This window comes from Pseudomonas sp. WS 5078 (assembly GCF_012985745.1).
GTDB lineage: Bacteria > Pseudomonadota > Gammaproteobacteria > Pseudomonadales > Pseudomonadaceae > Aquipseudomonas > Aquipseudomonas lundensis_A.
The window spans coordinates 33,324-45,542 of record NZ_JAAQWX010000014.1; the positions used below are offsets into that span (position 1 = coordinate 33,324).

Annotated in this window: 8 protein-coding genes; 3 read left to right on the plus strand and 5 right to left on the minus strand. The window is 57.0% G+C overall.

The window, feature by feature from the left end; genetic code table 11:
- Positions 1 to 13: 13 nt before the first annotated feature.
- From HBN68_RS17545 to HBN68_RS17555, 3 genes are all read right to left on the minus strand, one after another.
- Positions 14 to 793, minus strand: coding sequence for an ABC transporter permease (locus HBN68_RS17545; protein ID WP_169965505.1), 780 nt, complete (start codon positions 791 to 793; stop codon positions 14 to 16).
- Positions 790 to 1,722 carry an ABC transporter ATP-binding protein gene (locus HBN68_RS17550; protein ID WP_094994670.1) on the minus strand — a complete coding sequence of 311 codons (933 nt, stop codon included), beginning with the start codon at positions 1,720 to 1,722 and terminating at the stop codon, positions 790 to 792. Before HBN68_RS17550 ends, HBN68_RS17545 begins: the two co-directional genes overlap by 4 nt.
- A 135-nt stretch (positions 1,723 to 1,857) precedes the next feature.
- On the minus strand, positions 1,858 to 2,481 hold the full coding sequence (locus HBN68_RS17555) for a glutathione S-transferase (RefSeq protein WP_094994669.1): 624 nt from the start codon (positions 2,479 to 2,481) through the stop codon (positions 1,858 to 1,860).
- A gap of 151 nt (positions 2,482 to 2,632) precedes the next feature.
- Here HBN68_RS17555 and HBN68_RS17560 point away from each other — a divergent pair, with 151 nt between their 5' ends.
- Both HBN68_RS17560 and HBN68_RS17565 read left to right on the plus strand, forming a co-directional pair.
- The gene (locus HBN68_RS17560; protein WP_169965507.1) at positions 2,633 to 5,080 is read left to right on the plus strand and encodes an acyl-CoA dehydrogenase; all 2,448 of its coding nucleotides are present in this window, start codon (positions 2,633 to 2,635) and stop codon (positions 5,078 to 5,080) included.
- A gap of 62 nt (positions 5,081 to 5,142) precedes the next feature.
- Complete coding sequence (locus HBN68_RS17565; protein ID WP_094994667.1) at positions 5,143 to 5,559, plus strand: PA2817 family protein; 417 nt, start codon at positions 5,143 to 5,145, stop codon at positions 5,557 to 5,559.
- A gap of 131 nt (positions 5,560 to 5,690) precedes the next feature.
- On the opposite strand, the gene HBN68_RS17570 is transcribed toward HBN68_RS17565, so the two are convergent.
- Positions 5,691 to 6,647 (minus strand): LysR family transcriptional regulator, encoded by a 957-nt coding sequence (locus HBN68_RS17570; RefSeq protein ID WP_169965509.1) that lies wholly within the window; start codon positions 6,645 to 6,647, stop codon positions 5,691 to 5,693.
- An 88-nt stretch (positions 6,648 to 6,735) separates the two neighbouring features.
- Between HBN68_RS17570 and HBN68_RS17575 the strand changes: the two genes are divergently transcribed.
- A complete protein-coding gene (locus HBN68_RS17575; protein WP_169965511.1) occupies positions 6,736 to 7,362 on the plus strand; it encodes an alanyl-tRNA editing protein in 627 nt (208 codons plus the stop codon).
- 25 nt (positions 7,363 to 7,387) lie between these two features.
- On the opposite strand, the gene HBN68_RS17580 is transcribed toward HBN68_RS17575, so the two are convergent.
- Complete coding sequence (locus HBN68_RS17580; RefSeq protein ID WP_169965513.1) at positions 7,388 to 12,127, minus strand: DUF6543 domain-containing protein; 4,740 nt, start codon at positions 12,125 to 12,127, stop codon at positions 7,388 to 7,390.
- Positions 12,128 to 12,219 lie beyond the last annotated feature (92 nt).

The window sequence follows — 12,219 nt, forward strand, 5'->3', positions numbered from 1 at the left end:
AGCGCAAAGCGTGTTACTGACGCATGCCGCGACCGCTAACCAGCAATCGGGCGCACAAGATGTACAACACCACGGTCGCCACCATCATAAAGGTCAGGGCCACGCTGATTTTGATGTCAGACACCCCCAAAATGCCGTAGCGGAAGGCATTCACCATGTGCAGCACCGGGTTGGCCATCGACACCGTCTGCCAGAACGGCGGCAGCAACGAGATCGAATAAAACACGCCTCCCAAATAGGTCAACGGCGTGAGCACAAACGTCGGAATGATCGAAATATCATCGAAATTACGTGCAAATACGGCATTGACGAAGCCCAGCAGCGAAAAGATGGTCGCCGTCAGCAACACAACCGCCACCGTTAACCCGAGGTGATGCACCTGCAAGTGGGTGAAGAACAATGACAGCAAGGTCACGATCACGCCCACCATCAAGCCTCGCAGAATCCCGCCCACGGTGTAGCCGATCAGGATGGTATGCGGCGACACTGGCGATACCATCAATTCTTCAATAGAGCGCTGGAACTTACTGCCAAAAAAGCTCGACACCACATTGCCGTAGGCGTTAGTGATCACCGACATCATGATCAGGCCCGGCACGATGTACTCCATATAGGTGAAACCACCCATATCACCGATTTGTCGGCCAATCAGGTTACCGAAGATCACAAAGTACAGCACCATGGTGATCGCTGGCGGCAGCAGGGTTTGCGGCCAGATGCGCATGAAACGACGTACTTCGCGGTAAACAATGGTGTTCAGCGCAATCAGATTGGGGCGCAGCTCCGAGCTCATATCGCCACCTTCGCCAGATTTTTCTCGACCAACGACACAAACAACTCCTCAAGGCGATTGGTTTTATTGCGCAAGCTCACAACTTCAATCTGCTGTGCAGCCAACTGGGTGAACAAGCCGGTAATGCCGACCTGTTTGTCCACCTGAACCTCCAACGTCATGCTGTCGAGCAACTGGCTTGGGTAGCCGATCAGATGCGGGGCCGCCTGCAACGGGGTTTTCAAGTCCAGCAGGAAGGTTTCGACATGCAACTGGCCCAGCAACTGACGCATGCTGGTGTTTTCAACGATGGTGCCGTGATCGATGATGCCAATGTTACGGCACAGTTGCTCAGCCTCTTCCAGGTAATGAGTAGTGAGGATGATGGTAGTGCCCTGCTCATTCAGCTCTGTAAGAAAGGTCCACATCGAACGACGCAGCTCAATGTCCACGCCTGCGGTCGGCTCGTCGAGGATCAGCAGGCGAGGCTCGTGCACCAGGGCGCGGGCGATCATCAAACGGCGCTTCATGCCGCCCGACAGAGAGCGCGACGGCGTGTCGCGCTTGTCCCATAACCCGAGTTGGGTCAGGTATTTCTCAGCGCGCTCCTTGGCGACTTTTGGTGCGATGCCGTAATAGCCCGCTTGGGTTACGACAATGTCGAAGGTTTTTTCAAACTGGTTGAAGTTGAACTCTTGGGGCACCACGCCGATGCAACGCTTCAAGGCGGCGGGTTCGCGGTCCAGGTCATGCCCGAACACATTCACAGTGCCGCTGGTCTTGTTCACCAGTGTCGAGAGAATGCCAATGGTTGTGGATTTGCCGGCGCCATTGGGGCCGAGCAATGCGAAAAAATCACCTTCAGAAACATCCAGATCGATACCACTCAGGGCCTGGAAACCGTTGCCGTAGGTTTTGGTTAGCTGCCGTATGGACAGAGCGGAACTCATATCTGATTACGCACCAAGATGGGGGAATAGGAGGTGTAAATAAGGGCGAGCCGTCTGTCATAGACGTTCGACACGCAAGCAGCATGGTGCTTGGCCTCGACGCACAAGTACAGTCGCCCGTATTAATAGTGGGTATTAAGTCAACGCGGTCATGACCGCATGGCGGTAGCACGGGCGCAGTTTCAGGCGCTCGTACCACGCTTCCAGATGCGGCATCGACGGGCGTTCGATAGGCATCTCAAACCACGCATAAATGAACGAGCCCAGCGGAATGTCACCCATGCCAATTTCATCACCTGACAAATAAGGTTTTTCCGACAACGCCTGATCCACAATCGACAATAACTCTGCGCATGTTTTACGTGCAGCGTTAATCAGCACCCAATCCTGCTGCTCGGCCGGAGTCCGCAAAATCCCCCAAAACAGATCGCGGAAAGGGCCTGCAAACGTCGACGTGGTCCAGTCCATCCACTTGTCCGCCTGTGCGCGCACGCATACATCAGTTTGATACCACGCTGTGTCTGAACCGTAACGCGCAGCCAGATAACGCACGATGGCGTTGGATTCCCATAGCACGAAACCGTCGTCCTCAATCATGGGCACCCGACCGTTAGGGTTTAGCGCTCGGTATGCTGGGCTATCGACGACACCAAAGGCGCCACCGGCCTCCTCACGGCTGTAGGGCAGCGCCAACTCTTCGGCACACCACAGGACTTTTCTGACATTAGATGAATTCTTGCGACCCCACACTTTCAGCATGACTCAACTCCTGATTGATAGACGCTGCACGAGTCTAACCTCGCCGGACGAACTCCGCCTCCCGGGTGAGGTCACTATCCATAGCACCCCGAACACGACTTGCGACTAAGCTCTAACAGGTTCGCGCCACTGGTTTCACGGAGGATTAAATATGCTGTTGTTGTGGATTGTGGTTTTAATCGTAGGCGTCGCCTGGTTGGCGCACCGTCGCGTTGCCCCGCTGCCCGCCATGGGCATAGTCGCGGTCTATCTACTGGCTATGGGCCTGTTCAGCCACGCACCGGGCTGGCTGCTGGGGATCTTCTGGATTCTGCTGGCGGTACCGGCCGCGCTGTTGCTACTGCCTGACCTGCGGCGCAAGGTGTTCACCGCGCCACTGTTCAGTTGGTTCCAAAAAACCTTGCCGCCCATGTCGCAGACCGAACGCGACGCCATTGATGCAGGCACCGTGTGGTGGGATGGCGAACTTTTTAGCGGTCGTCCCGACTGGAATCAACTGCTGGCCTACCCCAAAGTCCAACTGACTGAGGAAGAACAAGCGTTCATCGACGGTCCCACCGAAGAACTGTGTGCCATGGTTTCGGACTGGGACATCGGCCAACGCATGGATTTACCCCCCGAAGCCTGGGCGCACATCAAGCAACACGGCTTCTTTGCACTGATCATTCCCAAAGCGTTCGGCGGTAAAGGCTTTTCGGCGTTTGCGCATTCGCAGGTCGCCATGAAACTCGCCACCCGCAGCGGCGACCTGGCGTCCACGGTGATGGTGCCCAACTCCCTCGGCCCGGCAGAATTGCTGCTGCACTACGGCACGGATGAACAGCGCAACCACTACCTGCCTCGTCTGGCCCGGGGTGACGACATCCCGTGCTTCGCCCTTACCGGCCCGCTTGCCGGATCGGATGCAGGCGCCATGCCCGATACCGGGATTATTTGCAAAGGCCAGTGGCAAGGCCAAGAGGTCATCGGCCTGCGTCTGAACTGGGAAAAACGCTACATCACACTCGGCCCGGTCGCCACGTTGTTGGGTTTGGCATTCAAGGCGCACGACCCTGACCACTTGTTGGGTGAGGAAGAAGACCTGGGCATCAGCCTCGCGTTGATTCCGACCGACACGCCGGGTGTCGAGATTGGCCGACGTCATCTGCCATTGGGCGCAGCGTTCATGAATGGCCCCAACGCTGGCAAAGACGTGTTCATTCCGCTGGACTATCTGATTGGCGGGCAGGAGATGCTCGGCAAGGGCTGGATGATGCTGATGAACTGCCTGTCGGTGGGCCGTTCGATTTCCCTCCCGGCGGTGGGCACCGGAGCTGCAAAGTTCACCAGTTTGGTCACTGGCCAATATGCCCAGGTGCGCGAACAGTTCAATGTGCCCCTCGCCGCGTTCGAAGGCATTCAGGAAGCGCTGGCCCGAATCGGCGGCAATGCCTGGTTGATGGACAGCGCCCGCATGCTGACGGCCAACGCCGTCGACTTGGGCGAGAAACCGTCTGTACTGTCGGCCATCCTCAAATACCATCTCACCGAGCGTGGCCGCGAATGCATCAGCCACGCCATGGACGTGCACGGCGGTAAAGGCATCATCATGGGCCCCAACAACTACTTGGGCCGCAGCTGGCAAGGTGCGCCGATCTTCATCACCGTGGAAGGCGCAAATATTTTGTCGCGCAACCTGATGATCTTCGGCCAGGGTGCCATTCGCTGCCATCCGTTTGTCTTAAAGGAAATGGCACTGGCCGGACGCGAGGACCATGAACAGGCCCTGCACGAATTCGATGACCTGCTGCTCAAACATATCGGTTTTGCCGTCAGCAATGCTGCGAGCACCTTTGTGTTGAATCTGGGCCTGGGTCGCTTCGAACATGCACCGGGCAACACGTTGAGCCAAGGCTATTTCCGCGCCTTGAACCGCCAGGCCGCGGCGTTTGCGATGCTGGCCGACCTGAGCATGATGCTGCTGGGCGGCGAGCTAAAACGCCGCGAACGCCTGTCGGCGCGTCTGGGCGATGTGCTCAGCCATATGTACTTGGCTTCCGCGGCCCTCAAGCGCTATCACGACCTTGATTCACCGGAACATCTGAATCCGCTGTTTACCTGGGCCATGGAAGAAAGCCTGGGGCATGCAGAGCGGGCGCTGGATGAATTACTGAAAAACTTCCCGAGCCGCACGCTGGGTTTCCTCCTGCGCGGGGTGGTGTTCCCGTTTGGCCGACGTCACACCGGGCCCAGCGATGCGCTGGACGCCGAGGTGGCCGCCGTACTGGGACGCGCCAAGGGCGACCCGACGCTGGAAGCAGTACTTGCCGGGTGCTATCGCCCGCAATCGGCCGATGATCCGGTCGGCGCGTTGCAACATGCCAGTGAACTGCTGGCCGCTGCCCAGCCGCTGTTCAAAACGCTTCATCAGGGCCTAAAAAGCGGGCACGTCAAACCGGCTGCGGGGGAGCATGCAATTGATGCCGCGCTCAGTGCTGGCGTGTTGCAACCGGCCGAAGCGCAAACCCTGCGCGATGCCGAGGCGGCACGGCGCAGGGTAATTGATGTTGATGATTTCTCGAAAGAGGAGCTCACTCACAGCGAGGGGAAAATTCGATAGCACGACAGCGGGCGCGCGGGGCTTTATACTCCCGCGCCCGTTTTGCTTTAGAGGACACCGCAATGGCCACCAACGATCTCAACCACAACCTCGTGTTGCTCGACATTCTGCGCAGCATTCTGGTTGCTGTCGGTGATGCCGAGCAGATCCCCGAAGAAAGCCACGCGTTGTTTATCGAACGTTTCGACGAAATGCGCAGCGCTTTGCCGGTCGACCCGATTGAAAGCCAGTACCTGGGCCAGGACATCATGTGCCAGGTGATCGAACGCTACCCGCAAATCGCCCACCTCGTGCCTCGCGACCTGCTGTGGTACTTCGGTGGTGCCTGCTTCAACTTCCTGTCCGATGAAGAACTGGACATGTACCAGGCGCTTGAAGAGCGCCGTCATGAGGCCGAAGAAAACGGTGAGCCGTTCGACTGGAATCAGGAAAAGCAGTTCATGGCATTGCCGACAGCCGAAGACAGCCCTCAACACTGATCGGCGCCACACAAGACACCAGACCCGCCCGGTTCCCCGCGCGGGTCTTTTTTTGCGTCGCCGTTTCAGGCCCCCTGCCACGGCGAGCGATGCGTCGACTCTGTTGAGCATCGCAACCTTGCGCAGCTTAGTCAGGGGTCGCGATCCAGGCGCGAGGCGGCTAGCGGTCGACTCGGTTCTTGTGCCAGCCGCTCAACCAGATAGTCGATGAACACGCGCAATTTCGGTGGCAAGTAGCGGGTCGGTTCGTACAGGAGCCACACCCCGCCGTGGTAGGACGCAATAAAGTCCCACTCGGGCAACACCTGAACAATAAGCCCCTGCTCAAGCGCCTCCCGCGCGGTGAAATACGGCAGGCTTCCAATCCCGATATGCTGCAACACGGCATCCAGCCGCACCCCCGTGTGATTGGCAGCGTAGCGCCCTTTTACGCCCACAACCGCTGCTTTGCTGCCCTGTTTGAACTTCCACCGCGCATCGGCCGGGGTCTCGCCCAGGCAGATACAACTGTGATGGCGAAGATCTTCAGGCTGTTGCGGGACGCCATGCTCGGCCAGATATTGTGGCGTTGCGCACAGCAGTTGCTCGATCACAAACAATTGCCGCCCTGCAAGGCTTGGCGCGGGCTGCTCTGTAACACGAAGGCTCAAGTCGACATTGCCATCAATCAAATCTACATACCGGTCTTCCAGCACCAACTGCACATCCACGTGCGGGAAGCGACGCAGGAACTCGGGCATATGCGGGTGAATCACGTAGCGGCCGATGGCCTTGGGGACGCTCACGCGTACCAGACCTTCCACCTCTTGGGTAAAACGTCCACTGACTTGCATGACCGACTGCGCCGCACCCACTACATCCCGGCAACGCTTATACACCTCCTCGCCGCCATCGCTCAGGCGCAATTTACGGGTGGTGCGCTGCAATACGCGGATGGCCAGTGCCTTTTCCAGCCGGGCAATGCTGCGGCTCACAGCAGAGGGCGATGTACCCAGTTGGCGCGCTGCCTCAGAAAAGCTCCCGGCCTCAACCACCTTCACAAAAATCGCCATTTCAGCCAACAAAGACAACGGTAGATTGATGCTCACAACGCACAGGTCCATTGAAAATTGAAGGGATTATCACGCCAACGTGACGTCCTTATACTTCAAAAACACGTTTTTCAGGAACCTCGCCATGACCCCACGCCTGTTTTTTACCGAAGATGGCCTTACTGCTCAGGTCGAGGTGCTCAGTTGCGCCCCGTGTGACGATGGGTTTGCGGTGGAGCTGAGTACGACGCCTTTCCACCCTCAGGGTGGCGGGCAGCCCAGCGACACGGGCTGGATCGGCGACAGCGAAGTGATCAGGGTTTTCCATGGGGACGACACGTTGGTGCATGTCGTCAAAGCCGCCGTACAAACAGGGGAAACCCAAGCCCGCGTCGATGAAACACGGCGCCTTTTGAATACCCGCCTGCATTCGGCCGGTCATTTGATCGGCGTCTGTGGCGAACGCGCAGGCTGGATCCCCAGTAAAGCCCATCATTGGCCGGGTGAATGCCGGGTCAGCTTCGTGCCGGGCCAAGCCCCTCAGCCACTGCAGGCGCAACAGGTCGAGGAGCAACTCCAGCAATGGATCGAAGCGGACTTGCCGCGGGTGACGCGCATGGAGGCCGAGCAACGTTTCATCGGCTTCGGCGAGCTGCCCGTCTACCCGTGCGCCGGCACCCATGTCAGCTCGTTGAAGCAATTAAAATCTGTCCCCATCCTGTCGATCAAAGAAAAGAAAGGCGTACTCACCGTTCGCTACACCATGGACTGAGGCGCCTGCGCGGCGCCCTGCCATGCTAGGGGATCGACAAAAACAAACGCTGAGCCAGTGCTGCATCGAGTTTGGCCCGGTAGACCTCGATGACCTCTTGGGACGTACCCGCCCTCGAATAAAGTGTCTGTTCGCTCAATCGACGCTGGGCTGCGGTTTTCAGGTGCGCCACATCGAACGCCGCGGCCGGCGTCTCAAGTGCTTTGTAATGAAAGTGCGCGTACCACAATGCGCGCCCGTCTGTGTCATTGATGACGTATTCCTGCAAGTAGTCTTTGCGCTGCCCACGGGACAAAAACGTGCGCTCACCCAAGCGCCGAATGCTGATTTCTTTTTGAGTGTTCAAGTAATCCACATTAGGCCCCGTCGGAGGCAAACGCTTGATCATGCCCACGCGTAACGTTTTCCCGACCGAACGCAACCGGATCGCCGCAGCCTTCAACTCCTCACTCAACGCCTGCGCGGCGCGCTGACGGGTGCCGGTCAGTATTTCGGGTTCAGCGCTGGAGTTCATCAAGATCACATCTATTTGAACGGCAACCTCATCGAGACTCTTGCCTTTAAATTCGAGGATCTCTTCGATTTCTACCGGGATTTTTGAAATGGCAGCGCTGGAGCGGCTGCTTTCAATCGCACCCTCGACTTTGGCGAGCAAGCGCCGAGCATCAGCCTCCAGTCGCGCCAGGTTTCTGGACTGAGTCGCTACCTGCACGCCAGGCCGCAACTGAGTGATTTCCTCCCAGGTTCCGCCTTCAACTTGCTTGTACGCATGAACCGTCATCCTTCCAAAGCCTTCGGTGACCTCGACGATGTCGCCGGAGGTGCCCTCGGCGGGGTCTCGCAAGGCGCCCACAAGCACTTGATGAGTCGTCGTTTCGATCACGTGTTGTGCAGGCCGGGACGGCTCCGCTTTTTTTCTTTGCTCAACGTGAGCCAGACGGCTAGGCCCCGGTCGGGGTTCTTCAAACTCAGACGATGAGCTTTCGGAGTCTCTGATGACTTTTTCCAGCTGGTTTTCAGCAAATTCTCTCAAGTGTCTGATCACCTGCATGATGGGCGCCAAATACTGGTTTCGAAAATGTTCAGACTCCAGACTCAGGAGATTCACGCACAAGCTTTCGGCCGCGTAGTAGTGCTCGATCGCCCGATCCAACAAGGCAATATGGTCTTTGCTAAATAGCTGATTTTCCATTCGCAAACTCAATTGCGCCCACGCCGTGTCGACCAGAGAAGCTTTAGCAAAAAAGCTGTAGGCATGCTGTTCTTCCGGGGACATGTTAACCCCTCCCCGCCGGATGACTAACTCGCACAAAGTCTCTAAATACACGGCAGACCAATGGCGATCGAAATACTCATGATCTTCTCTGTTCTTGAATTCCCGGAGTGCGCTGTCCTTGGGCAGGGGACGTGCATGAACATGGTTCAGGGCTTGTGCCTCTTCGACGGCGTTATGGAACAACTTCCCTTCAATCTCCTGGGCTTTTTCCAATTGCTGAACCCACTTTTCGTAAACATCGCTTGACCCAGCCTCCAATTTTTTGACTACATCGATCAACTTCTCGAGAAAGTCCTCTTGAGAGTTATGGACAGGAAGGGCCTGGCGCACCTGCTCGTAAAAGTTTTGCAACTTGAAATGATTCAACGCCAACTTGCTCCAATAGCCCTGGATTCTCTGCGCACGTGGTTCTGAAGGGGCAATACTTTCTGCCTTGGTCAACAGGTTAATCAAATCGTGGACCATGAGCCGCCAGCTTTCGAATTCCTGGTGGTAACGCTCCAGAAACACGGTCTTGCGTTCGGTTGCGCTTTCGAGCAAGCCTTGAGTCACACTCAGCACGCGCGCCTTTTCCTGAATGAGCCCTTTGAGGGTGTCAGCCTGGCGCGTTAACTCATCGACTTTTTTCTGCCTGTCCTCGCGCAGCTTCTTGATTCGCGCTTTAGGACCGCCACCCTTTAAGCCGAGGCGCAGATCCAGTGCCCAGCGCCCCGTTTCATCGCGCACCAGACGGGGACCCCAGCGATCGAGTTGACGCGCATCCTGAATTCTCAACCCCTGCGCATCACGCGCGACGGCATAGGTGCTGCTGGCAATGCGCACGTAAGACTGCCCTTGATGGGTCATGACCCCCGCTAACGCGCCGACCTCGATACGGGTGGCCTGCGACAGGTCGGTGTGCACTTCAAATGTTTCAAGCGCTTGGCGTTGCGCGGGGGTCAAACGCTGCTGACCACTGAACCAAGTCACTTCCAGCGCCGAATAGTCCTGCACAGCCGCTGGGCTCAGGTCAGGGTTTCTGCGTGGCATCATCAGTGGCTCAATGGCCGGTTTGGGGGGCCGCGCAAACCCTTCTTCAAACCGCGAAAACAAGGGTTCATCCGCAGGCACATTGAGACGCCGCCGGTCGTTGGCTTGCCCCCTGAAACTCAACCCTTCTTGCAGCAACGCCAGACTGACGTTCATCAGCAAGTCGATGACAGATTCGCGCGCGGCTTCTTTATTAGCGCTCAGACGAGCATGCAAGGCGCCATCAATACTGAGCAAGGTTTGAAGTAACCAGCCCGCTTTTTGCAGCGGCCCGCTGACAAAGAAAGTAAGCCCGTTAAATAACGCCCAGCCTGCTTTTTTGACCAACAACCAGCGTCGCTCAGCGACCGTCACGGTTTGCTTGTCGGCCAGTAACATCAAGGCATTGGCATGAGCTGTAAACAAGACGTCAAAGTAATCGCCCACCACAGGTTGTGTACTCAATGCCGCGGGGCTGCGCGGTAACAGGGCAAGAAAGCCTTCGAGCAAGACACCTTCAAGATGGGGCCGGGCAAACCCTCCGTCAGCGTAAAAACCTCGCGCGTCGTCTTCCAGCCATTGCAGCACGCTGTAGTTCAGGTCTTCGGACTCAATGATGGCTGCCAATAGCGCCGGCCATGATTCAACCTGCAGTAAAGGCTCCGTTGCGAAGGGCTGGTAAAGGATAAAGGGACCCTTTTCGATATCACGCGGGCCGAGGATGAACATGTTGGCGACATAATGGGTCGGTGCGCCTTCGTACGCTATAAAGCCTAAAGGCCGTACACAAAAGTCACCTTTATCGAAGGTCGCGTTGCCATCGGGACGCATCAAACGCAGCAGAACCGCCCACCCATGCTCGGTCAACCCGGCTTCGCCCTTGATAAGCTTCTCCAGCGCGAACATGGGCAATTGAACACTTACTTGCGATTTGAATAGCACTTTGCGTCGCGCAACTTCCTGCGCGTCATCAACCAGCAAACGCTTGATCTGCGCAATGTACTGAGTACCGACATCCAGCTCGTCGACTAACTGTCGGGCGTAATCGGCGGTAAACCAGCCGGGCAAAACGGTGCCGTCGCGCCCTTCAACACCAATCAGCCCGATCGGCCAGCCCCCTCGATAGCTCAACACAAAGTCGATCAAAGACAGCCGGTCATCGGTAAAGATCGGCAATGTCAGCACCTCAACCCCCTGGTCATGAATTTCCACCCTGGAAATATCCACCCCCGAGTGGGGGTGATCGATCTCAAGCCGTTTCTGGATCAGTTGCCCGGCATAGACCGGCAATGCTTCGATCTCATCAAGAAACGTTTTGCCCGCAGATTGTTGCTGAGACAGGGCTTGAGCAATGATCAGTTTGCTATAGGCCAATTGGTGCTGCGCAGACGCCTGCTTGAGCCACGAAGGCAGTTTGGTCATGACATGATCGAGCCAGGGGCGATCCTCCTGACTGAATAAAGGGAACATTCCCGCAGCGTCGTCCAGCTTGCGCTCCAGCCGCCAGGCGCTCCAGCGTTCAGCTTGTGCCGTTTGCCCAAGGTCACTCAAGTCGCGTAACTGTTGATCCAGCAGCGTGTAAGCCTGCGCGGTAAAAATATTTCCCTGGGGTTCGTTCAAGCCCCATGAAAACACCCGGCGCCCCAACTGGCCTTCCAGACGACGGGCGAGCCGTGTGCCGTAATCATGCAGCGACTCATATGCAAGGATGCCTGTGTTGAGGGAGTAGCTCATCACCAACTCGCGTTGATTCATCTGCCGCAAAACAAGCATTTCGCCCGGCGCTTGAAAGCGTTCAACCCCCGGCGCCTTAAGCGCCTGAATGTTGACCAGATAGGCATGCACAGGGGACTCTTCCGTGCCTTTTTGGCGCTGTTCACTGTCCGCAAAACTCGCCACCACCGCCAATGAGACAGCTTGATCATTGCTCAAGGCCGGTACGTGATGATTGTGAGCCAATGTTGAGCTAAGGCTTGTCTGCAGCACTTGGCTCAGCCACAGAATTGGCGAAACGCCAGTACTGCCTACGCTCCAAAACTGCGTCAAAGCGCATTGCCAGATTTCGGGCAACAAGGGTGCGCACTCATTGATAGCCGTTTGCAGGTCATCCATGTGCACCGCCAAGGGATGGGGATCGTATTCAGTGGTCTCATCCGTCAGTCGGTGCACCCCCTGGATCAGACTGATGGGGCGTTTATCGATGAAACACTGGACCAGCATGTCCACTGGGGACATCAATCGATAACGCTGGGGCGTTGTGCTTTGAGGTGATAGCAAGGCAGTCGCGATGGGCCAGGGTTCTGCGAGGTGCAGACTTGTGACATCAAGGCCAAGCCCCCCGTACTTTTCGGCCAGCGAATCGTTGAGTTGGGCAGCAAGCACGGTATAAAGCGTCGGGCGTGGCGGGAAATCCTGGGCATTAAAACTGCCCAGCACCTTGAAACGGGAGATTAAGCCGGGGGTTGAGGAGAAGGTCTTCATCGGGCGTCCATTGCATTGACGTGTTAAGGAAAGCCCAGCCCATCGAACCTGCATGGACCGGGCTTTTCTTTCATTAAACGCAATGCACCGCC

Bases quoted from the DNA above. Each gene is read 5' to 3' on its own strand.
- HBN68_RS17545 (WP_169965505.1), bottom strand. From the start codon at position 793: ATGAGCTCGGAGCTGCGCCCCAATCTGATTGCGCTGAACACCATTGTT.
- HBN68_RS17555 (WP_094994669.1), bottom strand. From the start codon at position 2,481: ATGCTGAAAGTGTGGGGTCGCAAGAATTCATCTAATGTCAGAAAAGTC.
- HBN68_RS17580 (WP_169965513.1), bottom strand. From the start codon at position 12,127: ATGAAGACCTTCTCCTCAACCCCCGGCTTAATCTCCCGTTTCAAGGTG.
- HBN68_RS17550 (WP_094994670.1), bottom strand. From the start codon at position 1,722: ATGAGTTCCGCTCTGTCCATACGGCAGCTAACCAAAACCTACGGCAAC.
- HBN68_RS17560 (WP_169965507.1), top strand. From the start codon at position 2,633: ATGCTGTTGTTGTGGATTGTGGTTTTAATCGTAGGCGTCGCCTGGTTG.
- HBN68_RS17575 (WP_169965511.1), top strand. From the start codon at position 6,736: ATGACCCCACGCCTGTTTTTTACCGAAGATGGCCTTACTGCTCAGGTC.
- HBN68_RS17565 (WP_094994667.1), top strand. From the start codon at position 5,143: ATGGCCACCAACGATCTCAACCACAACCTCGTGTTGCTCGACATTCTG.